Annotated in this window: 25 protein-coding genes; 17 read left to right on the top strand and 8 right to left on the bottom strand. The window is 42.2% G+C overall.

From position 1 onward, the window contains the following. Position 1 precedes the first annotated feature (1 nt). Both B1K71_RS01690 and B1K71_RS01695 read left to right on the top strand, forming a co-directional pair. Complete coding sequence (locus B1K71_RS01690) at positions 2 to 571, top strand: DNA-3-methyladenine glycosylase I (protein WP_077324288.1); 570 nt, start codon at positions 2 to 4, stop codon at positions 569 to 571. Between the two features lie 329 nt (positions 572 to 900). After that, positions 901 to 1,416: a hypothetical protein gene (locus B1K71_RS01695; RefSeq protein WP_245799124.1), complete on the top strand. Its 516-nt coding sequence runs from the start codon at positions 901 to 903 to the stop codon at positions 1,414 to 1,416. 46 nt (positions 1,417 to 1,462) lie between these two features. Here the strand turns inward: B1K71_RS01695 and B1K71_RS01700 are convergent, their stop codons facing one another. Next, entirely contained in the window at positions 1,463 to 2,890 is a 1,428-nt protein-coding gene (locus B1K71_RS01700; RefSeq protein ID WP_077324289.1) for an amidase family protein, read from the bottom strand. Between the two features lie 287 nt (positions 2,891 to 3,177). Here B1K71_RS01700 and B1K71_RS20220 point away from each other — a divergent pair, with 287 nt between their 5' ends. The 6 genes from B1K71_RS20220 to rsgA all read left to right on the top strand — a co-directional run bounded on the left by B1K71_RS20220 (position 3,178) and on the right by rsgA (position 8,913). Then, positions 3,178 to 3,294, top strand: coding sequence for an RAxF-45 family protein (locus tag B1K71_RS20220; protein WP_281250306.1), 117 nt, complete (start codon positions 3,178 to 3,180; stop codon positions 3,292 to 3,294). Positions 3,295 to 3,420: 126 nt separating this feature from the next. Further along, the gene (gene abc-f, locus B1K71_RS01705; protein ID WP_077324290.1) at positions 3,421 to 5,061 is read left to right on the top strand and encodes a ribosomal protection-like ABC-F family protein; all 1,641 of its coding nucleotides are present in this window, start codon (positions 3,421 to 3,423) and stop codon (positions 5,059 to 5,061) included. Between the two features lie 34 nt (positions 5,062 to 5,095). Next, positions 5,096 to 5,749 carry a winged helix-turn-helix domain-containing protein gene (locus B1K71_RS01710; RefSeq protein WP_077324291.1) on the top strand — a complete coding sequence of 218 codons (654 nt, stop codon included), beginning with the start codon at positions 5,096 to 5,098 and terminating at the stop codon, positions 5,747 to 5,749. A 138-nt stretch (positions 5,750 to 5,887) separates the two neighbouring features. Continuing rightward, complete coding sequence (locus tag B1K71_RS01715) at positions 5,888 to 6,712, top strand: aldo/keto reductase (RefSeq protein ID WP_077324292.1); 825 nt, start codon at positions 5,888 to 5,890, stop codon at positions 6,710 to 6,712. Positions 6,713 to 6,840: 128 nt separating this feature from the next. Next, positions 6,841 to 7,698 carry a GNAT family N-acetyltransferase gene (locus B1K71_RS01720; protein WP_175631799.1) on the top strand — a complete coding sequence of 286 codons (858 nt, stop codon included), beginning with the start codon at positions 6,841 to 6,843 and terminating at the stop codon, positions 7,696 to 7,698. A 150-nt stretch (positions 7,699 to 7,848) separates the two neighbouring features. After that, a complete protein-coding gene (rsgA, locus tag B1K71_RS01725; protein WP_245799125.1) occupies positions 7,849 to 8,913 on the top strand; it encodes a ribosome small subunit-dependent GTPase A in 1,065 nt (354 codons plus the stop codon). 115 nt (positions 8,914 to 9,028) lie between these two features. On the opposite strand, the gene B1K71_RS01730 is transcribed toward rsgA, so the two are convergent. Together B1K71_RS01730 and B1K71_RS01735 are read right to left on the bottom strand one after the other, a co-directional pair. Then, entirely contained in the window at positions 9,029 to 9,577 is a 549-nt protein-coding gene (locus B1K71_RS01730) for an HD domain-containing protein (protein ID WP_077324294.1), read from the bottom strand. Beyond that, entirely contained in the window at positions 9,574 to 10,179 is a 606-nt protein-coding gene (locus B1K71_RS01735; protein ID WP_077324295.1) for a TetR/AcrR family transcriptional regulator, read from the bottom strand. The genes B1K71_RS01730 and B1K71_RS01735 overlap by 4 nt, the downstream gene beginning before the upstream one ends. A gap of 91 nt (positions 10,180 to 10,270) precedes the next feature. Here B1K71_RS01735 and B1K71_RS01740 point away from each other — a divergent pair, with 91 nt between their 5' ends. The 9 genes from B1K71_RS01740 to B1K71_RS01780 all read left to right on the top strand — a co-directional run bounded on the left by B1K71_RS01740 (position 10,271) and on the right by B1K71_RS01780 (position 18,730). Beyond that, the gene (locus B1K71_RS01740; RefSeq protein WP_077324296.1) at positions 10,271 to 10,807 is read left to right on the top strand and encodes a hypothetical protein; all 537 of its coding nucleotides are present in this window, start codon (positions 10,271 to 10,273) and stop codon (positions 10,805 to 10,807) included. A gap of 83 nt (positions 10,808 to 10,890) precedes the next feature. Next, positions 10,891 to 11,940 carry a type 2 isopentenyl-diphosphate Delta-isomerase gene (gene fni, locus B1K71_RS01745; RefSeq protein WP_077324297.1) on the top strand — a complete coding sequence of 350 codons (1,050 nt, stop codon included), beginning with the start codon at positions 10,891 to 10,893 and terminating at the stop codon, positions 11,938 to 11,940. A 187-nt stretch (positions 11,941 to 12,127) separates the two neighbouring features. Next, positions 12,128 to 12,973: an MBL fold metallo-hydrolase gene (locus tag B1K71_RS01750; protein ID WP_077324298.1), complete on the top strand. Its 846-nt coding sequence runs from the start codon at positions 12,128 to 12,130 to the stop codon at positions 12,971 to 12,973. An 81-nt stretch (positions 12,974 to 13,054) separates the two neighbouring features. Next, positions 13,055 to 13,780, top strand: a complete 726-nt coding sequence (locus B1K71_RS01755) for a DsbA family oxidoreductase (protein ID WP_077324299.1) — start codon at positions 13,055 to 13,057, stop codon at positions 13,778 to 13,780. Positions 13,781 to 14,163: 383 nt separating this feature from the next. Continuing rightward, positions 14,164 to 15,117, top strand: a complete 954-nt coding sequence (locus B1K71_RS01760) for an ABC transporter permease (RefSeq protein ID WP_077324300.1) — start codon at positions 14,164 to 14,166, stop codon at positions 15,115 to 15,117. Next, on the top strand, positions 15,107 to 16,057 hold the full coding sequence (locus B1K71_RS01765) for an iron chelate uptake ABC transporter family permease subunit (RefSeq protein ID WP_077324301.1): 951 nt from the start codon (positions 15,107 to 15,109) through the stop codon (positions 16,055 to 16,057). Before B1K71_RS01760 ends, B1K71_RS01765 begins: the two co-directional genes overlap by 11 nt. Next, a complete protein-coding gene (locus tag B1K71_RS01770; protein WP_077324302.1) occupies positions 16,051 to 16,809 on the top strand; it encodes an iron ABC transporter ATP-binding protein in 759 nt (252 codons plus the stop codon). The genes B1K71_RS01765 and B1K71_RS01770 overlap by 7 nt, the downstream gene beginning before the upstream one ends. Before the next feature lie 15 nt (positions 16,810 to 16,824). Next, positions 16,825 to 17,763 carry a siderophore ABC transporter substrate-binding protein gene (locus B1K71_RS01775; protein ID WP_083954082.1) on the top strand — a complete coding sequence of 313 codons (939 nt, stop codon included), beginning with the start codon at positions 16,825 to 16,827 and terminating at the stop codon, positions 17,761 to 17,763. Positions 17,764 to 18,010: 247 nt separating this feature from the next. Beyond that, positions 18,011 to 18,730, top strand: a complete 720-nt coding sequence (locus tag B1K71_RS01780; RefSeq protein WP_077324303.1) for a SurA N-terminal domain-containing protein — start codon at positions 18,011 to 18,013, stop codon at positions 18,728 to 18,730. 70 nt (positions 18,731 to 18,800) lie between these two features. Here the strand turns inward: B1K71_RS01780 and hisC are convergent, their stop codons facing one another. The 5 genes from hisC to hisH are packed head-to-tail and all read right to left on the bottom strand — an operon-like array spanning position 18,801 to position 22,571. After that, positions 18,801 to 19,862 (bottom strand): histidinol-phosphate transaminase, encoded by a 1,062-nt coding sequence (hisC, locus tag B1K71_RS01785; RefSeq protein ID WP_077324304.1) that lies wholly within the window; start codon positions 19,860 to 19,862, stop codon positions 18,801 to 18,803. Then, positions 19,852 to 20,493 (bottom strand): bifunctional phosphoribosyl-AMP cyclohydrolase/phosphoribosyl-ATP diphosphatase HisIE, encoded by a 642-nt coding sequence (gene hisIE, locus B1K71_RS01790; protein WP_077324305.1) that lies wholly within the window; start codon positions 20,491 to 20,493, stop codon positions 19,852 to 19,854. Before hisIE ends, hisC begins: the two co-directional genes overlap by 11 nt. Beyond that, on the bottom strand, positions 20,493 to 21,257 hold the full coding sequence (gene hisF / locus B1K71_RS01795; protein WP_077324306.1) for an imidazole glycerol phosphate synthase subunit HisF: 765 nt from the start codon (positions 21,255 to 21,257) through the stop codon (positions 20,493 to 20,495). Before hisF ends, hisIE begins: the two co-directional genes overlap by 1 nt. Next, positions 21,247 to 21,969, bottom strand: coding sequence for a 1-(5-phosphoribosyl)-5-[(5-phosphoribosylamino)methylideneamino]imidazole-4-carboxamide isomerase (hisA, locus tag B1K71_RS01800; RefSeq protein WP_077324307.1), 723 nt, complete (start codon positions 21,967 to 21,969; stop codon positions 21,247 to 21,249). The genes hisF and hisA overlap by 11 nt, the downstream gene beginning before the upstream one ends. Continuing rightward, positions 21,966 to 22,571, bottom strand: coding sequence for an imidazole glycerol phosphate synthase subunit HisH (gene hisH / locus B1K71_RS01805; protein WP_077324308.1), 606 nt, complete (start codon positions 22,569 to 22,571; stop codon positions 21,966 to 21,968). The genes hisA and hisH overlap by 4 nt, the downstream gene beginning before the upstream one ends. Positions 22,572 to 22,583 lie beyond the last annotated feature (12 nt).

Genomic DNA, 22,583 nt, shown 5'->3' on the forward strand with positions numbered 1-22,583 from the left:
TATGGACAACGAACGCTGTGCATGGGTAAACGGCGAACAAATTTATATAGATTATCATGATCATGAATGGGGCAAGCCGACGCGTGATGATCGGGAATTGTTTGAAATGCTTCTGTTGGAAGGCGCTCAAGCAGGACTTAGTTGGATCACTATTTTGAAACGCCGGGACAACTACCGGAAAGCGTTCGATAATTTTGACCCGGTTAAAGTGAGCCAATACGATGATCGGAAAAGAGAAGAACTGTTGCAGGATAAAGGCATCATTCGAAATAAACTGAAGGTGAATGCTTTTATAAATAACGCACAGCAATTCCTGAAAGTGCAGGAGGAATACGGAAGTTTCGATGCGTATATCTGGCATTTCGTTGGCGGCAAGCCGATATTGAATGACTGGTCCCGGCATGAGGATGTACCTGCTTATACGGAGGAGTCGAAATGGATGAGCAAAGACCTGAAAAAACGCGGGTTCAAATTTGTCGGCCCAACCATATGCTATGCATTTATGCAATCAACAGGCATGGTGAATGATCACACGAAAGACTGCTTTTTGTATCATGGAAACGTAAGATAACATAGCTGAGACTGGGAAACGTGTAATTCAAAAACGAACACGCAGGGAATTTAGCGGAGGAAATATACATTCGGGATTATAATTGTGAACATTATCATATCGATTGTGAACTTTAGCATTTTGACCATGAACTTTATCATTTCAGCTGTTAACTATAGCGAAAATGCCTTCCGCTTTATCATTTCGGTGCGGCACGCAAAAAAACTGCCCACTCCCTCTCAGGAAGCAGACAGGGAATTTAATTCGATTCAATGGAACCCCTTGAAATCCAACCACATACTTTAGTACAATACCAAATTGTGTGTGTTTTTGGATTGGAGGGTCGAAATGTGAACAGTATTTTTCTGGAACAGGAAGAAACAAGGAGTAAAGATGAACTGAAGCAGGAACTGGATTCACTTGAAATTCAATTGTTCCGAATGCAGGAAAATATAAAGGAAATCGCAAAACATGCTGATGTTATCAGCATCGATCAGACGAAAGAAAATGACTGGGTTGTCATTTATGCATGGAAAGAAGAAGCAACCTGTCAGCTGATGCTGCATAATTGTGAAAGACCATACCGCGGCAAATGGAACTCAGCTATCGAGGCAGAATACAAAGATGGCGGAAATCTCCACATCGCTGATATTAAGGGTGAGGAAAATCGGGGTTATGGGACCATTTTGATGAAGCATTTAAAAGATGTTGCAAGAGAAGATAATGTGCAATATATTACCGGTGACATTGTAAAGCGGGATTTTGATCATGTTGACCGGCTGAAACATTTTTACAGCAAGCATTATTTTGATGTGAAGATTGATCATCAGGAACAATGCGGCGAAATAATCTGGAATGATGGGTGAGGAAGACTGATTCTGCTTTGGAGAATCGCCTTCCTTATTTTTTGATTTAAAATCGTGGGGCCTCCCGATGTTTGGTGGCTTGTTCAAAAGCATATGCGAGTTCAATTAACAGCGCTTCCGAAAATGCTTTGGACGTAAAGGTTATACCGACTGGTTTGCCTTCTGAAGTGTACCCCGCTGGAACCGTTATTGACGGATATCCTGCCTTCGCCGCAAGTTCCGCCCCGTGATGATTTGCAAAAAGTAACGCATCCAATTGATTTTCCTCGATTGTTGCATCAATGCCATCTTCCTGGGATGTTTTCAAATCATTTAATCGGGAATTGATGTACTCTGCTTCAACTAACCGTCCACTCTTCTCTTTGGATTTTTGGAGAACTGTCTGTCCATATTTTAATGCTTTCTCCTGATGTGCTTCATTGTATTGGATGACTTCGGTTAACGAATGAACAGGGATATTGGCTTGTATATTTTTAAAATAAGCATTAATGCCATTTTTAAATTCATGTAAAAGAACATTGACATTTTCAGGGCAGGTAGGAAGTTTAACCGGGTCGATTATGGTTGCACCTGCTTTTTGTAAATCGGATAAAGCACATTCGATGACAGCCAATTCTTCTTCATTCAATGCATCCAGGTATTCCCGTGAAATGCCAAGTCTTTTGTTATGTAATCCCTTTTTATTGAGCGATACAGAATAATTCGGGTTTTTATGATGCTGGGCAATGAAAGTAGCCGAGTCTTCGTCATCCCGGTCTGCAAGTACACCCAGTATAATGGCCGCATCTGTAACAGTCCGCGTCATCGGTCCGGCTGTATCCTGACTGTTCGAAATAGGAATAATTCCGGAACGGCTCAGCAATCCGACAGTCGGTTTTATGCCGACAAGTGAATTGCGGCTGCCTGGACTGAGAATGGATCCGCTTGTCTCGGTGCCAATGGCCCCTGCTGCGAAGTTTGCTGCAACAGCTGCTCCGGATCCTGAACTTGAACCACCGACATCAAATTTCCCGGGTCCATATGGATTCATAACTTGACCGCCTAATGAGCTGTAACCATTTGGCATACCTTCCGTCATAAAGTTAGCCCATTCCGTAAGATTAGTCTTGCCAAGAATAACAGCACCGGCCTTGCGAAGTTTTTTAACGATAAAGGCATCTTCATCAGCATAATGATTTTGGAGAGCCACTGACCCCGCTGTTGTATGGGTTTTATCATTTGTATTGATGTTGTCTTTGATTAAAATAGGAATGCCGTGCAGCGGGCCGCGTAGTCCCTTTTCAGCCCGCTCTGTATCGAGTGCTTCGGCTATATGGAGTGCCTCAGGATTGATTTCCAACACAGCGTTAATATCGTTGTTATAGGCTGCAATTTGTTCCAAGTACATCATCGTTAACTCTTTTGCTGATAGCTTGCCAGTGTTCATCTCCTGCTGAATAGCTTCAATTGTTGCTTCGATTATGGTGAATGACATGGGTAAACTCCTTTTATAGTTCGGTTTCATATATTATTCTATTATTCGATATTCGTTCGGAAATTCCTGTAAAAGAAGGTTATATTTTTTTGCAAAAAGCCGGTTTCTTCCGTTGTTACCTCACACGTTTTTCCAAGTTTCTCGCAGTTTCACTTTTTTCGACTTGCTTCTACTGCATTTTATAATACTTTGAAAACATAACCAAATCTGTATCTTATAAATTCCTGTGTTGACGCCATGTGGTTTTTCGCATAAACTAATGATAGATTGAAAAGGAGGTGGGACAGATGACTTTTACTGGCAGCGGCATTTCAAAATTCACAGAATACCTGTGGCTTTGTTATGCGCTTTTTTCCGATGTTTTTTCTCAAGGGATACGTATGCCCTTTTTGAGGATAACTTAACGGAAAAATACCAGTAAGAGACATCTGCCCGCAAACGGATTTTTTACAGCAAAGACGGTGGAGAGTGATTCTCTGTCGTCTTTTTTTGTGCGTTAAAGTGTCTCTTCTAAATGGAGGAAGAGAAAAATGATTGTATGCAGTATTCAACATGTAACCCAGACAATTGGTGCTAATACTATTTTTGAGGATATCACGACTGAAATAAAACAAGATGCCCGGATTGGCCTGATCGGCAGGAATGGAGAAGGCAAGACAACACTGTTGGATTTAATTGCCCGGAAAACGAAGCCTGTTGCAGGAAAGCTGACATGGAAAAAGGATCTAACAGTCGGTTTGCTGGAACAGACACCCGAGATTGAGCATGAAAAGAAAATGGAAGCGATTCTTTATGAAGTATTCGCTTCGATTGAAAAATTGAAAGAGAGGATGACGAAACTGGAGCGAGCCATGGCCGAGGAAACAGAACCCGAAAGCTTAACACGTTATATTGAAAAATACGGGGAACTGCAGGAAACATTCCAGCAGAATGGCGGATATGAAATTGACTCGCAAATCAGAAGGGTCATGAGCGGTTTGAACATCACGCATTTGGCCGGGAAAAAATGGCGCGAGCTCAGTGGCGGAGAAAGGACAAAAGTTGGTTTAGCGCAATTACTATTGCAATCACCTGATCTTTTGCTGCTGGATGAACCGACGAATCATCTTGATTTAATGGCTATTGATTGGCTGACAGATTTTATCAAGCAATATCAGGGAACTGTGATAATCGTGTCACATGATCGTTATTTTCTTGATGAAACGGTAACGGCCATTTTGGAGATGGACCAAGGTGAACTGATAACCTATCATACGAATTATTCCGGTTTTGTGAAAGAACGGGAAGAGCGTCTGCTGAGGGAATTTCAGCAATATGAAGACCAGCAGAAGAAAATGAAAAAGATGAAAGACTCGATCAAACGGCTGAAAGAGTGGGCCAACCAGGCGAATCCGCCAAATGCCGGCCTCCACCGGCGCGCGAAAAGTATGGAAAAGGCATTGGCACGGATAGAAGTGAAGAAGAAACCGGTTTTGGAACAGGAAAAAATAAATTTGGATTTTCAAATGGATAAGCGGAGCGGGAAAGAGGTTGTAGCAATGGAGGCAGTTTGTAAATCATTTGATGAGCGGCAGTTATTTGCAAATGTTGATATGCTTGTCCGGTTTCAGGAGCGGATTGCCATAATTGGTGAAAATGGCAGCGGAAAGTCAACGATTCTGAAAATGATCCTGGGGGAAGAAGCCGTGACGAAAGGTGAAATTAAGCTGGGAAGCAATTTGTCAATTGGCTTTCTGTCCCAGCATATGATTGAAATCGATAGTGAAAGGTCCATCCTTGATGAATTTCGTGATCAGGTCCATGTAACGGAGGGGATTGCGAGAGGGATATTAGCACGGTTTATGTTTTATGGCAAGACTGTTTTTCAAAAGGTGAAAAGTTTAAGCGGCGGCGAAAAAATGCGACTGCGTCTGGCTCAGCTTGTTCATCAAAATCATAATTTGCTTATTCTCGATGAGCCGACCAACCATTTGGATATCGAGTCGAAGGAAGTGCTGGAAGAAGCATTGGAACAATTCGGCGGGACGGTTATTGCTGTCTCCCATGACCGCTATTTTCTGGACAAAATTTGCCCGATTTCGTATTGGCTTTCTGACGGCAGACTGAACAAATATGAGGGGAATTATTCGTTTGCCAGGGAAAAGCGTCATCAGGAAAACGTGTTAAAATGATGGAAGAAGTAAGTAAGAAAGGAGTGTTCTTACTGTGGAAAATATAGCAAAGTTTATTCAACATGATGGGTGTCGTGCCCTTTTGACTATCTTGCTTAATGGCCGATATTATCCAATTAGTGATTTGGCATATATGACAGGTATGACAACACAGGAAATAAGAACACATGTAAATAACCTGTCAGAAGAAAATATCGTTGCTGGTGAGATCAATGGCCGGCATTCTTACTACGGAATAGATAACACGGCAATAAAGGAAAAAGTGAAGGATTTTATAAGACCTATGCCGAAACCTGAAATTAGGCCGTTGAAGCAGCATTCCGGAAGAGAGGCAGTCAGTTATGTGCGAACATGCTATAGCCACTTGGCAGGGGAGGCAGGTGTGAAACTTGCTGATGCTTTGCTTGAACATGGGGTGGTTGTAAAAGGGGAAAGAGAGTTTTATGTGACAACCAAAGGGGAAAACTTTTTCCGTGACCTGGATATTGATATTTCCAGGCTGAAATCCGGCAAGAAATGTTTGGACTGGACAGAACGCAGACATCATATTGCAGGTCCGCTGGGAAAAGCGTTACTGGAGAAGTTTTTGGAGCGCGGCTGGATGGAGCGGGTTCCGGAATCACGGTCGCTTCACATTACAGAAGAAGGGAAGCAACAATTCAGACAAAAATTTGCCCTGGAAATCTGAATGCAGAAGTTTATAATTGTGTACAGGGAAAATGGTCATTGCGTTTTTCCCATGCCGCCCGTTTGGGTGATTTGATTTTTTTAAATTGAAAATTTCTTGTGCTATGCTTGTTAAATGTGAAGGAAAGGATGCGATAGTATGAACTACGTAACATTGAATAACGGTTTGAAAATGCCGCAGCTTGGATTTGGAGTTTGGCAGGTTCCGGATGAAAAGGCGACACCATCTGTAAAAAAAGCACTTGAAGTTGGATACCGGTCAATCGATACGGCGAAAGTATACGAAAATGAAGAAGGTGTTGGCAGGGCATTGGCAGCTGCTGATATTCCACGTGAAGACCTTTTTATTACAACAAAGGTTTGGAATTCGGATCAAGGTTATGACAACACGTTGAAAGCTTTTGATAAAAGTCTTGAAAGATTGGGTCTGGATTATGTTGATATGTATCTGATCCATTGGCCGACACCGGAATTTGATGACTACGTGGAAACCTATAAAGCAATGGAAAAGTTGTATAACGATGGACGCGTGAAGGCAATTGGAGTATGTAATTTCAATATTGAACATTTGCAGCGTCTGCTCGATGAATGTGACATTGTTCCTGCCGTAAATCAGGTAGAGTGCCACCCGTATCTGCAGCAAAAAGAAATGAAAGAATTCTGCAAGCAGCACAATATTTTTGTGGAATCCTGGAGCCCGTTAATGAGCGGGGGCGATGTGTTAAGCAATGATGTTGTGAAGGGAATTGCCGATCAGTATGGCAAAACCATCGCACAGGTAGTTCTCCGCTGGCATCTGCAATCCAACTCGATTGTTATTCCAAAATCCGTTACACCATCACGGATTGAGGAAAACTTTGATGTTTTCGATTTTGAATTAAGTGAGGATGACATGAACAAAATTGCGGAATTGGATTGCAATCACCGCAATGGTCCTGAACCAAGCCAAATGAATAATCGGTAATGCAAAACCGGACGCGGCAGATGCCCGTCCGGTTTTATCGAAATACAGTCCTTCACCGGGAAAAATGGACCTTCAGTGAAAAATACAGTCTTTCAGCAATAACAAGGAAACCATGGGAGAGTGGGCAGATGAATGTATACGTTCATAATGAAGATATTAATATGAGGCAGGCGGCCGTTTTCATTTCTGAATTAAATCAATCGAAAATGTATCATATTGGATTTTGTGATACCGGGGCGGAGGCAATTTTGACTGGCCTGCAAAACGATGTAACAAAAATGACTGCAGTAGTGGAAAATGGGGAAATGATCGGATTTATTGGGGCAGATACCTATGATGATGTCGCTGAGGTGTGGGGACCTTTTGCAGCTCCCGGAAATGATCTGCATTTGGCACTTATGATGTGGGACAAGCTCTTCAGGAAGCTGCCGGAATCAGTTAAAAAAGTAGTGTTATTTCCCAATGTTGAAAACCGGTTTGTATACGAATTCGCACAAACACTGGATTTTGAACTTAAGACAAATCAATATATACTGAAGCTTTCACAACATCAGCTGAAAGATTTTGAAGATGAAAGTCTGTCTGAATTAGGTGAAACGGATTTTGATGGATTTATAGCGATGCACGATGCCGCATTTCCGGAAACATATTACAGTGGAAAAGAAATTATCGCCAGGCATAATGAAATACAAAAAGTATTTATCCTGAAAGAGGCTGACAGATTGGCTGGTTATGTTTACGTGGAAGCTGATCCGGATCATGCTGAAGGATCAATTGAGTTTATAGCTGTTGATCCCATGATTCGTGGTAAAGGATACGGGAAAAGGCTGCTTTCGGCTGCAGTAAGGTGGCTGTTCACATTTGATTCCATTTCTGAAATTGATTTATGTGTTGCAGCTGACAATGCAGGGGCCATTGGTTTATATCAATCAATTGGATTTTATGTTGAAAATGAATTGCATTTTTTCAGAAAAAACGTATACTAGTAACTATTCAGGTTCATCCATTTTGAAAGGAGTGGTGTTTTATGGCTATTGTAAATCGAACAATCATCAATCAAAACTCAAACATCAAAATGGAGGAACGGTCGGTATAATGGTTGACTTTTCCTCCGATAATCTGGGAGGAATTTTTAATTGGCTAATTTGGAAAAAGTCGGATGGAATCACTCCATCCAGGCTGTTGAAGAAGAAAATATTGTACGGATTATGACGGTGCAAAAAAACAGCTACCATGTTTCAGATGGTGAGCATGATTATATTGCACATCTGAGCGGGAAATTTTTAAACCAGGTGATGAACGCACTTGAACTTCCGGCTGTTGGAGACTGGGTGCTTGTTCAGAAACTGGAAGGTGAACAAAAAGCTGTTATTCAGGAACTGCTGCCAAGGAAAAGCCAGTTTATCAGGCAGGCTGCCGGTACGAAGGTTGAGGCGCAAATTGTTGCTGCCAATATGGACACGGTGTTTATCGTGAATTCATTGAATCACGATATGAATGTACGGCGAATTGAGCGGTATTTATTATCTGCCTATGAAAGCGGCGCGACGCCAATAATTGTTTTGACCAAAAAAGATGAATGTTCTGCAGATGAGGTAGAAGCGATTGTGGCACAGGCAGAAGAGGCGGCAATTGGTGTTCCGATAGTTCCAATCAGTAACGTAACACGCGATGGAATTGATGAATTGCTGGAATATTTACCTGCTGGACAAACTGCAGTATTGCTTGGGTCATCAGGTGTCGGCAAATCCACGCTGGTAAATACATTACTGGATGAAGCAGTACAGGAAACAAATGATATTCGCGAGGCAGACAGCAAAGGGCGTCATACGACAACACACCGGGAAATGTTTATACTTTCAAATGGCGCGTTGTTAATTGATACTCCGGGCATGCGCGAACTCCAGCTTTGGGAAGGCGAATCATCCATGGATACTGCCTTCCGTGATGTGGAAGCACTTGAAGCGGAATGTAAATTCAATGACTGCCAGCATGATACAGAACCTGGCTGCAGAGTTCAGAAGGCTTTAGAAAGCGGTGAATTGTCTGAAGAACGGTTTCAAAGCTACTTGAAGCTGCAGCGTGAATTGGCTTTTGAACGACGGAAGCAGGATCAGCGGGCATATTTGGAAGAGAAAAACAGATGGAAAAAATTAAAGAAGCAGCATCATGCTGATTATAAATTCCGTAAAAAGAAGTGATGAAGAACGCCTCCCTCACATACTGTGACTGGGAGGCGTTTTTTAAAAGGATATATGCGCGATTTCTTCATTCCCGGGATCGGCCGAAAATGAAAACTGCACAACTCCTTCAGAATTAATCCCGTGCGCCAAACATCCGCTCCACCACATCTGGAAATTCATGAAAATAAGCCGGTATTGCATCTTCCTTCAAACCAACGGACATATTCGCCGCAACAGATTCGTTGTACCATTTTTGTTTGTCAAAACCGGCGTTAAAATTGTCCCAAAGCGCCTCGCCTTGACGCTGATATTCCTGTTCCATGGAAAGGAGGTTATCAAGCTTATCCGCAATGATAAGGTATTTTACCTCTTTTTCAGCGTATTTAACTGTATCGATAGTATGCTGCTTCCGTTCCTGCCATGATTTGGACTTGTCTTCCGTGTGCGCTGCAACAAGGTGGGCGACACGCGGACCGAATTCCACTTCGATGTCTTCCATTTCATAAGGGGTATCTTCTACAACATCATGTAAGTATCCGGCACATACCAATTCATCGCTGAAACCTGCTTCTTCCAGCCGTTCAGCTACCCGGATGGGGTGCGTAATATAGGCTATATCTGAACTTTTCCTTTTTTGCCCTTCATGTGCCTTTTCCGCGAATGCTTTGGCTTTGGGTTTCATGCTTTTTCCTCCTTCATGCAAAGTGATTTCAAGTGGCTCCGGACTGTTTCTAACATGGTTTCAACCGAATACTCATTTGGATGCAACAATGCGTGCAGGGCAATCCCATCAATAAGTGCATGCAATTTTCTGGTTTCTATTTCCTTATCAATATCCGTCTTGGCAAATCCCAATTGAATTAATCCTTCAATGACATGCTGCACTGCCTGCTTCATGTCAGTATATACTTCTTGACTTAGTGCATGGAGTTTCTTGTCAATCAGTGTTCGTGACGAAAAGACCAGCCACACCTCCATTTCAACTCGCCGTTCATCATCAATTGGCAAAAACTCGCCCAATAGTTCGAGCATCACATCCATTGGCGGACCTGTGTATTTTTTACTTAACGCCCGATCTCTGACACGATCAGAAACAAGCTCCATGGAAAAAGCGAGTAATTCTGATTGTGTTGAAAAATAATGCCGGAGTGCCCCGGCGGATAAACCCGCTTCTTTGGCTACCTCCCGGACTGTTGCTTTTTCCAAACCGTCCCGTATAATCACATTCCAGGTTGCTTCAGCAATTAAAATTTTTCGTTTAGTATGATCAACTTTTTTTGGCATACCATTATTATAACACAGTTGTATTAATAAACTTAATTATGGTACGATGTTTTTAGCACAAATGTATTAAAAAAGCGGGGGACTGCAGGACATGATAGGCTGGTTGATTATTACTTGTGAAATAGGATTTTGGGTATTTGTAATTGCCGGATTGGTGGCAAGATATGTATTCAAAAATGATAAATTAGGATACTTCTTGTTCATATGTACGCCAATTGTGGATTTGGTTCTTCTGGTCGTAACAGTGATTGATTTGCATAATGGTGCAACAGCTACTAATGTCCATGGGATTGCAGCCATTTATATCGGGGTGAGTATTGCGTATGGTCATCAAATGATCAACTGGGCAGACCGGCAATTTTCCTACTTGTTTAGCAGTGTTGAAAAGCCTCCTAAAAGGAAAAAGTTTGGCGCGGAACTGGCAAAACATGAGCGTAAAGGGTGGTATCGTCATTTTCTGGCGTGGTGCATTGGTAGTGCAATATTAGGAGCAATCATATTGTATATCAACAACCCGCCACAGACAGAGGCATTATTCAATACGTTCCGGGTATGGTTACTGGTTCTTGGGATTGATTTTGTCATCAGTTTCAGTTACACCATTTTTCCAAAAAAAGAAAACAAGTGATTCCTGCACAAATAATTGATATGATGATAGTAATGACGATTATAATAAGTTCAACTTAAAATATACAGTTAGGATGTGTAATGATGGAGGAAGGTATCAACAAGCGCAAAACGGAGCATATACGCCATTGTTTAACAGATAATGTGGAGGGCGTCAATAAGTCAACCGGGCTTGAGGGCATAGCTTTTGTGCATAATGCGCTGCCTGAGATAAACTTTGCTGATATCGATCTCGCAACCAGTTTTTTGGATAAGCGGATTAAAGCGCCATTTCTGGTCAGCTCTATGACAGGAGGCTCTGAGCTCGCTGAAAAAATCAATCAGAATCTGGCTGTTGCAGCTGAGGAAAAAGGCTGGGCAATCGGACTTGGATCTACAAGGGCTTTACTGGAAAGTGATGCGCATCAGGACTCCTTTTTAATACGGAAACAGGCGCCGACAGTTCCATTGATCGCTAATATCGGTGCAGTGCAGTTGAATTACGGGTATGGCGCAGCGGAATGCCAGCGGATTGTTGATTTAACCGGAGCGGACTCCATCGTGCTGCATTTTAATCCGCTGCAGGAAGCCGTCCAGGACGAAGGCGACCTGAATTTCGAAAATCTGCTTCCTAAAATTGAACAAGTATGCAAAGAAGTGAATGTCCCGGTTGGTGCAAAAGAAGTGGGTTTCGGCATCGACGGTACGATAGCGCGAAAGTTATATGATGCCGGTATTTCATATATTGATGTGGCAGGCGCTGGCGGCACTTCCTGGAGCCAAGTTGAAAAATTGCGTTCAAAGACCCCGTTGAAAAAGGCAGCGGCTGAAGCATTTAATAATTGGGGTATACCGACAAAGGATTGCATCGTGTCTGTAAGAAGTGAACTTGGCGATGTTCCGCTTGTGTCAAGCGGCGGCATGAAAACCGGTGTAGATGCAGCAAAAGCGCTGACAATCGGAGCTGACCTGGTCGGATTTGCCCGGACGCTGCTGCAGGCAGCAACCGAATCTGATCGCGCAGTTGTGGAGACGATGGATCAGATTGAACTCGAATTAAAAATGACGATGTTTGGAATCGGCGCTAAAACAATCGGTGATTTAAAAAATACGAAGCGGGTTACCATTATGGGGAAATCACTGCTTGAAGAATAGTTTAACGAATGCTTGCCTAAATTGGCGAGCATTTTCTTTGTAAGGCTAATTTTAAACGCGCGAACGCCATCCCTACTCGTGTGAACACACTGCAAATTCATTCGAACTCCGGTGAAAACGAGCGAAAATGCCTGCATGATAATTCTCCAGCTGCCGTATACTAAGCGAAAAAACAAGGAGGATTATAATGGATCAGGAAATACATGAGAGCGAGGATCAACGAATAATTCCGATGACTTCCATTACGAGCAGGTCTGGTGAAGAAATGGCGAATGACATATATTTTTACACGGATCAGATTGTGAATATAGCATTTATCGGTTTTCCATATAAAGATAATTGGGTACTTATTGATACCGGACTTCCTAATTCTGCTGCTGAAATTAAAGCCGAGGCAGCAAATCGGTTTGGAGAAAACAGCAAGCCCTCTGCGGTTCTTTTGACACATGGCCATTTTGATCATGTTGGCGGGCTTATTGATCTTATCGCTGAGTGGAATGTTCCGGTTTACGCACATGAATTGGAACTTCCTTTTTTAACTGGGGAAAAAAGTTACCCGGAGCCCGACACCACAGTCGAAGGTGGACTTCTGGCGAAGATATCCGGTATGTACCCGAATAAACCGCTAAATGCGGGGGATGCGGTCAAAGCACTTCCAGATGACAATAGTGTTCCAGGCTTGGAAGACTGGAAGTGGATTCATACACCAGGTCATTCCCCTGGGCATGTGTCGTTTTATCGTGAAAGCGACGAAACATTGATCTCCGGTGATGCATTTATAACAGTGCGACAAGATTCATTGTACAATGTGCTGATGCAGACCGCAGAAGTGAATGGACCGCCAAGATATTTAACCACGGACTGGCAGGCTGCAAAGGAATCTGTAGAGCGGTTGGCTTCCTTAAAGATTGATATGGTTATACCCGGACATGGATATATGATGGAAGGTGAAGCGCTCCAAAAAGGTTTGGACAAGCTTGTTAGCGAGTTTGATCAGCTGGCAGTCCCGGATTATGGGCGATATGTGGATTAATCGGAAAAAGGTGTTTAAGCACAATATTTCATGAAAAAGCAACTCTCGTGCTACAATATTGTCAGAAATGAGGTGTTTTCCATGAAAATTGAAGTCTGGTCAGATTTTGTCTGTCCCTTTTGTTATATTGGCAAACGCAGACTGGAAAAAGCATTGAATGAATTTGCATATAAAGAAGATGTTACGGTTGAATATAAAAGTTATGAACTTGATCCAAATGCAGAAATCAATCCGGGTAAGAACATTCATGAATTACTGGCATCAAAATACGGTATGACTGTTGAAAAGGCGAAAAATTCGAATGAATCGTTAGGAAAACAGGCTGCAGAACTTGGCCTAACGTATAACTTTGACTCGATGCAGCATACAAATACATTTGATGCACATCGGCTTGCCAAATTTGCCGGGGAAAATGGCAAAGGCAAGGAAATGACGGAAAGGCTTTTAAAAGCGTATTTCACGGATTCGGAGCTTATAAGCGACCATCAGACATTGGTACAACTTGCCGGGGAATCAGGTCTGGATACAGCTAAAGTCGAGGAAATGCTGAAGCTGGATGATTTTGCGCTTCACGTCCGTGCCGACGAAGAACAGGCAAGACAGATTGGCGTTCAGGGCGTACCTTTTTTCGTTTTTAATGAAAAATATGCTGTCTCAGGTGCACAACCGCCGGAAGTCTTTTCGGAGGTTCTGGAGAAGGTGTGGCAGGAAGAGAATGAAAAGCCGGTACTGCAAACGCTGAATCCGAAAAAGTCCAAAACGACTTATTGTACAGATGAAGGCTGTGTGACAGAAGAAGAGGAATAATTTTCGGTGTAGAATTGAGACGCCATCGGAACTAACCCACTGAATTTTGGCGGGTTAGTTTTTTTGTATGTAAAATATCAGCTCGCTGAATGAAATGCCCACCCCGCTGAACAAACCGCTCCAGCCGCCGAACAAAAGTGAACCCCCGCCGAACAAACCGCTCCACGCCGCTGAACAAAATCAAAATCCCACTGAACAAAGCCCCCAACTCACCGCACCCAATCTCCTCCAAAAACGAATGTACATTTTTTCCAAAAGGCGTATTGACGGAATTTTTTATTATGCTATAATCTTTTATAGTGCCTAATTGATAATGAATATCATTATTAATTAGATTCACTTAAATGTAATAACCATTCTAAACAACATGAGAAGGATAGTATATGAAAATTCGATATCTGGTAACAGCGGTCCTCATATTATCATTCATATCTGTATTCATTGGGGTGTCGGATGTGGCACCATGGGAAATTTTTTGGTTGTCCGATGATCAGCTGGAAATATTAATGATCAGCAGGGTGCCCAGATTGATCAGTATTTTGATTGCAGGTATGAGCATGAGTATTTGCGGGTTGATCATGCAGCAGCTTAGTCGTAACAAATTTGTTTCTCCGACGACTGCGGGTACGCTTGATTCAGCAAGACTCGGTATATTGGTTGCCCTAATGGTTTTCACCTCTGCAAGCCCATTGCAGAAGATGCTCGTTTCATTCGGTTTTGCATTAATCGGCACACTGGTCTTTATGAAAATCCTCGAGAAAATTAAATTCAAGGATGCCATTTTTATTCCGCTCGTCGGATTAATGTTCGGGAATATTATCAGCTCTCTTGCAACCTTTTTTGCATATAAAAATAATCTGATTCAAAATATGTCTTCCTGGATGCAGGGCGATTTTTCGATGATCATGAGCGGTAATTATGAGCTCATGTATGTCAGTATTCCGATTTTGATTATAGCCTATCTGTTTGCCAATAAATTTACGATTGCCGGAATGGGGGAGGATTTCTCCAAAAACCTCGGCTTGAATTATCGGCAGGTTGTCAATATCGGGCTGATTATTGTGGCACTTGTAACGGCATCTGTTGTTCTGTCGGTTGGGGTGATTCCTTTTTTAGGATTGATTATTCCCAACATTGTAACCATCTATCAAGGCGATCATCTTAAGAAAAGTTTATTACATACAGCATTGCTTGGAGCACTATTCGTGCTTATCTGTGACATTGTTGGCCGGGTCATCATCTATCCGTATGAAATTCCAATCAGTTTGACGGTTGGTGTTATCGGGAGCGGAATTTTCATTTACTTGCTGCTGAGGAGAAAGAAATATGGGTTATAAGAAAAAAACAATCATCCTGGCAGTTATCGCAATCGCCATTGGTATTCTGTACATTTTTTATGATTTAAGCGGAAATATCGGATACATATTACCGCGCCGTATTATGGAAGTAGTTGCGATTATATTAACAGGCTCGGCAATCGCTTTTTCAACGACAGTGTTTATGACCATCACGAACAATCGAATTTTGACACCAAGTATCCTTGGTCTCGATTCACTCTATATGCTGATTCAAACATTCATCATATTTGTATTTGGCTCCCATTCGCTTGTCATGATGAGCAGCAATATCAATTACTTTATTTCTGTTGGTGCGATGGTATTGTTTTCACTTGTTCTGTATCGTTTCCTGTTTCGCGGGGAAGGCAACAACATTTATTTTCTGCTGCTGATTGGAATGATTCTTGGGACATTCTTTGGCAGTTTCACTGATTTTATGCAGGTGCTGATTGATCCGAATGAATTTATGGTGGCAAGAGACAGGATGTTCGCAAGTGTGAATAATGTGAATGAAAATTTGGTCTACCTGTCCCTTATCCTTATGGTTCTAGTGTTTGTATATTTCAAGCGTTTTTACAAGTATTTGGATGTGCTGGCGCTTGGGAAACATCAGGCAATTAATCTTGGTGTTCCATATGATTATGTGGTGAAACGGCTTTTGGTTATTGTTGCGATACTGATTTCGATTGCTACCGCATTAATCGGACCAATTACATTTCTCGGATTGCTGGTTGTGAATGTAGCGTATGAGTTTTTGAAGACGTACCGGCATGCTTATATTATTGCGGGTTCAATGCTAATCAGTATCATTGCATTGTTGGGAGGACAGTTCATTGTGGAAGAGGTTTTTACCTTCCAGACAACTGTCAGTGTCATTATTAACTTTGTTGGCGGAGTCTATTTTATATTTCTTTTACTAAAGGAGAATAAATCATGGTAGATATAAAGGGTGTATTTAAAAAATATAACCGGAAAAGTGTCATTGATGATGTCTCACTGAAGATTGAGAAAGGAACCATCACGTCCTTCATAGGGCCGAATGGTGCTGGCAAAAGTACGCTGATTTCGATGATCAGCCGGCTGATTACAAAAGATGCAGGTGCGATTACCATTGATGGTGAGGATATTACGACAGCGAAAAACAATGAGCTTGCCAAGAAGATTTCCATCCTGAAGCAGTCAAATGCGATCAATTTGCGCCTGACCATTCGGGAGCTGGTTTCCTTTGGACGTTTTCCTTACTCACAAGGAAGGCTTAAGCCGGAAGATTGGGAAATGGTTGATCAGGCAATTTCCTATATGGAATTGGAACCGATTCAGGATAAATATTTGGATGAACTGAGTGGCGGTCAGCGTCAGCGGGCGCACATTGCCATGGTTATTGCCCAGGATACGGAATATATTCTGTTGGATGAACCGCTCAACAATTTGGATATGCGTCATTCCGTTCAGATTATGAAGACACTGCGCAGGCTCGTAAATGACCTTAGTAAAACAATTCTGATCGTTATCCACGACATCAATTTTGCATCGTGCTATTCTGATCAAATTGTTGCATTGAAGGATGGAAAGATTGTCAAACAAGGACCGACATGCGATGTGATCGATGAATGTGTTTTAAAGGATATTTACGATATGGATATAGATATTAAAAACATAAACAACCATAAAATTTGTGTTTATTTTTCATAGAGGAGGCTGGATGAAGTGAAAAAGGTATTATTATTTTTGGTAATAAGTGCATTGGCAATATTCGCATCTGCATGCGGAAGTTCAGATGCAAGTGATGGGAAGTCAAGTGGAGATACAGAAATGGTAACGGTAAAACATGAACTCGGGGAAACGAAGGTGCCGAAAAATCCGGAAAAAGTTGTTGTGTTTGATTACGGTACGCTTGATACACTGGATAAATTGGGAATTAAGGTGACCGGTGTTCCACACGGCAGTATGCCTGATTATCTGTCAAAATATGAAAGTGATAAGTATGAAAATGTAGGAAGCTTAAAGGAACCTGACTTTGATAAACTGGCTGAAATCGACCCCGACCTGATTATCATTTCCGGCAGACAGTCCTCGTTGTATGACCAACTGCAGGAACTGGCGCCGACCATCTATTTGGGGGTTGATACAACAAAGTACATGGATTCATTTAAAGAAAACCTTGGAACAATCGGAAAAATCTTTGATAAGCAGGAAGCGATTGACAAGGAACTGAAACATATTGAAAAATCCATTGCTGATCTGAAAGAAAAAGCATCAAACATGGATAAAAAAGCACTGATTATTCTGGCTAATGATGATAAAATCAGCGCATATGGCCCGGAATCACGGTTTGGCCTGATTCATGATGTCTTCGGTGTGCCGGCAGTTGATAAAGGAATTGAAGTATCAACACACGGCATGAACGTTTCGTTTGAATACGTGGTTGAACAAAATCCGGATATCCTTTATGTAATAGACCGCGGGGCTGTTGTCGGCAGTGACTCATCAGCCAAACAGCTGGTCGAAAATGAACTCACCAAGAAGACAAACGCCTACAAAAATGATAACATCGTATACTTGGACCCGGACTACTGGTATCTTTCCGGCGGTGGATTGGTATCGGTTCAGGAAATGGTGGATGAAATAGCCGCAAGTTTGAAATAGTAAACAGATGGGGACAATCATAAGGGGTTGTCCCTTTTACATGGAATAAAACCTTAAACAGTCAGGTGTATGGAAGCCTTATTTACGGCACATTTTTGGAATGAAATGTAAATGAAATGTAAAAATACGGCTTAAACCTTGACGGGACATGTTTTACGGGCTTTTTGGCCACGTAATGATACTTGCTATTGCAAGTCCATTTATGTTTGAATAAAAGAACAATCATACGAAATGAGGGAATTTCTTAATGAAAAAGTTCATAATGCTGATGATGGCACTGCTGATTGCAGTAGTATTAGGAGCCTGCGGAGACGATTCAGCTAAAGATAAAAGTGAAGATAAGAATGCAGATAAGAAAACAGAACAAGCAGCTGATCAAAAGAAGGTAGAAATTACCGATAAGGAAAAGGTTAAAGATGATAAAGTTGTTTTAAAGGTAAACGACAATGATATTAACGGTGAACAGTACAATGCGATGTATGCACAAACAAAAATTATGATGCATCAATATGGACAGGATGTCAGCGACACGAAAAAAATAAAACAGCAGACGATGGATATTCTGGTTCAGCAGGAGCTTCTGAAGCAGGATGCGAAGGAAAAAGGGATAAAAGTATCTGATGATCAGGTACAGAAAAAGTTTGACAAAACTAAATCCCAAAACAAAGAACAGTTCTCTAAAGTTTTGGATCGCTACCATCTGACAGAAGAAGTGTACAAGAATCAGCTGGCTTTTGAACTGACACTTCAGAAGTATATTGACCAGGAAATCACAGGTACAAAAGTAACGGATAAAGAAGTAAAAGCACAGTACGATAAACTGAAAAAACAACGTAAACAGATTCCGAAGTTTAATAAAATCAAAGATCAGTTGAAGCAGCAGATGCAAACCCAGAAAGAACAGCAAAAGCTTCAGGCCAAGGTGAAAAACTTAAAAGATGAAGCACAAATCAAGGAAATGATTTAACGTAAAATGAAGCATGAATAAGCGAGATAAACAAATGGCAGCTGTCCCGTTAATTGGGGCAGCTGCCATTTTACGTGATCAATTCGTCTAATTTTTCCATTAGGTGTTGCATCTGAGCATCTGTTCCGATCGTAATCCGGAGATAATTATCAATGCCCGGTTTGCTAAAGTGCCTGACAAGAATATGCTGTTCTTTCAGGTTTGCATAAAGTTGTTCGGCAGTATGTTTATAGTGACTGACAAACACAAAGTTGGCACTTGACGGAAGAGCATGAAATCCCCGCTTTTTCAGTTCCCGGGATGTCCATTCTCTGGTTCGGATAATTTTATTGGCGGTATCCCGAAAATAATCGGAATCCGTAATCGCAGCTTTCCCCCCGGCTATCGCCAGACGGTCAATTGTATAGGAGTTGAACGAATCTTTTATCCGGGTTAGTGCTTCAATTAAATCAGGGTGGCCAAGGGCAAATCCAATCCGTAGGCCAGCAAGTGAGCGGGACTTGGACATGGTCTGCACAACCAGCAGATTGTCATAGTCATTCAACAGGGAAACTGCAGATTCCCTGGCAAAATCGACATAGGCCTCATCAACGATAACTACATTGTCCCGATTGCTTTCCAAAATGTCGCGAACCGATTCCAAATCCAAAAATATTCCGGTCGGTGCATTCGGGTTTGGAAAAATTACACCGCCTTCCGATTGAAAAAAACACTCCGGCTGTATGGTAAAGTCCCGGTTTAGTGAAACCGTTTTATATGGAATATTAAACAGTTTGGCGTAAACCGGGTAAAAACTGTAGGAAACAGCCGGGAAGCGAATTGCTTTTGACTGGCTGAAAAACGCCATAAACGAAAATGCCAACACTTCATCTGAACCGTTGCCGATGAAAACATTTTTGCTTTGCAAATTGAAGTATTCCCCTATCTGTTGACGCAAACCCTCGACCGTTGGCGAAGGATATAGTTGTAATTTACGGTTCAGTTCCCCCTGGATTGCATCACGGACCATCGGCGAAGGAGGGTAAGGATTCTCATTTGTATTCAGTTTCAGCAAATCAGGTATGTCCGGTTGTTCTCCGGGCACATAAGGTTCCGTGCGTCTGACGGTCTCACTCCAGAATTTACTTGTCATTGCTGTCAACCTTTTTTACATGACGGCTGTACAGTTCTTCTTTTATATCTTCTATCGATACATCCAAAAGTTCCATCAGCACAAGTGTGTGGTAGGTAAGATCCGCTACTTCCCATTTGATTTCATCTTTATCATTATTTTTAGCACCGATGATTACTTCACTTGTTTCTTCACCGACTTTTTTGAGAATCTTATCAATACCCTCCGTAAACAGGTAGTTGGTATAGGAACCTTCAACCGGATTTTGTTTACGCTCCCTTATTTTTTCTGCCACATCATGTATGACGGTACGGACGGAGTTTTCACCGGAAAAGAGGGTTTGATGAAAACAGGATTTCTCACCTGTGTGGCATGCTGGTCCTTTTGGTTCGACCTGTACAAGTAATGCATCTGCATCACAGTCATATTCAATCTGTTTGACAATTTGCTTGTTACCGGATGTTTCTCCTTTATTCCAAAGCTCCTGGCGTTTTCTGCTGAAGAACCACGTTTCCCTCGAATCCATTGTTTTTTGCAATGCCTCTTCGTTCATATAAGCGAGTGTAAGAACCTGACCCGTTGTTGCATCTTGCATAATTGCAGGGATAAGCCCGTTTTCATCAAAAGAAAGGTTGTTCATGTTTGTCTCCATTATTTTTCCCTCCTTACTAAAATACCTTCTTCGCTCAGATAGTCTTTAAGGCTGGCAATATTGATTTCGCTGTAATGAAATACGGATGCGGCAAGAGCGGCATCAGCACCACCTTCTTGCAGTACACTTGCAAAATGTTTCATTGTACCAGCACCACCGCTGGCAATAACTGGGATATTCACGTTTTCTGCAATCGCACGGGTTAATTCCATGTTATAGCCGTTTTTTTCCCCATCTGTATCAATTGCATTGATGACGATTTCGCCAGCACCGCGTTTTTCACCTTCGACAGCCCACGCGACTGCATCAATTCCGGTATTTGTTCTTCCGCCATTTATATATACCTGCCAGTTGTCTGCATCAACTGCTTTAGCATCGATTGATAATACAACACACTGACTGCCGAACTTCATGGCGGCATTGGTCAGAATTTCGGGGTGTTTAACTGCAGCACTGTTGATGGATACTTTATCAGCACCGGCCCGCAACGTCTGATGAATATCTTCAATGGTCCGGATTCCGCCGCCGACTGAAAAGGGAATGGCGATTTCCGCTGCAACATTTTCGACCACATCCAGAAAAATATTTCTTTCTTCATTGGATGCTGTTATATCGTAAAAAACCAATTCATCAGCGCCTGCTTGATTATAGGCCTTTGCCAGTTCAACCGGATCAGCCACGTCCCGGATATTTTGAAATTTACGTCCCTTCACAACCCTTCCTTTATCAACATCAAGGCAGGGTACAATCCGTTTAGCGAGCATTTACATCACCTTCCATTAAGGATGCAAAGTTAAGAGTTCCATCATATAGTGCTTTTCCAATAATCGCACCGTATAATTTCATTTCACTCAGTAATGCGACATCCGCTTCGGTCGTAATACCGCCTGATGCGATTACGTTCATGGAGGCTGCCTCATTAATTGTCTGCAGTTCTTTAAAATTGGGTCCTTTCAACATTCCATCTTTTAGAATATCTGTGTACACAATGGTTTGAACACCAATTTGTTCAAGCTCTTTAACAAGTTCAACAGCCTTTACATTGCTCGTTTCGGTCCATCCGTCTGTTGCCACGTATCCTTTCCTGGCATCAATGGAAACAGCGATTTTTGAACCGTATTCGGACACCGCTTCCTTCAGTAATGATTTGTCGGTAATGGCGGCAGTACCTAGGATGATGCGATCAACTCCGGCGCCAATATACTCGCGTATCTGTTTGAGGGAGCGGATTCCACCGCCCGCCTGTACCGGAATGTCAGCAGCATTGACAATTTGTGTAAGGGTGTCCAAATTAGTTGCGTTTCCTGTTTTTGCACCATCCAAGTCAACTACATGAAGATAGGATGCTTTTTTTTGCTGCCACTCACGTGCAACTTTCACAGGAGAATCATTGTAGACCTTTTCCTGATTGTAGTCACCTTGTTTGAGGCGTACGCATTTTCCATTTCGGATATCGATAGCGGGAAATAAAATCATGAAACCATCTCCCCATAATTTTTTAATAATTGCAATCCGGTTTTACCGCTTTTTTCCGGGTGGAACTGCATGCCAATAATGTTATCGGATTGAACAATAGCAGGAACAGTTCCGCCGTATTCGCTAGTGCTGACGAGATCCTCTGTATTCCCGTTGGTTACTGCGTATGAATGAACAAAATAGACATATTCATTCTGGTAAACGTTATTTAATAGTCTGCTTTTTCGATGATGCTGCAATGTATTCCACCCCATATGCGGTACTTTCACCGTATCGGGGAGGCGGCTGACGTTTCCTTTCAGCAGTCCGAGACCCTGCCAGCTGCCATTCTCAAAGCTTTGCTCGTAAAACAGCTGCATCCCAAGGCAGATGCCAAGAAGCGGCTTTCCCGCCGCGGCCTGCTGTTGAATCGTACCGGTCAGTCTTTGTTTATCCAGGGCGTTCATCGCATCTTTAAATGCACCGACACCCGGAAGAATAATCCCCGCTGCTTCCTCAATGGTCCGGTTGTCAGTTGTCAGGCATGATCCAAGTCCAATTCGCTGGCAGGCGAATTGCAGACTTTTGATATTACCCGCACCGTAATCGATGATTGCAATCATGGCGTATATCTC

It is taken from the genome of Virgibacillus siamensis (assembly GCF_900162695.1).
In the GTDB taxonomy this organism is placed as follows: domain Bacteria; phylum Bacillota; class Bacilli; order Bacillales; family Amphibacillaceae; genus Lentibacillus; species Lentibacillus siamensis_A.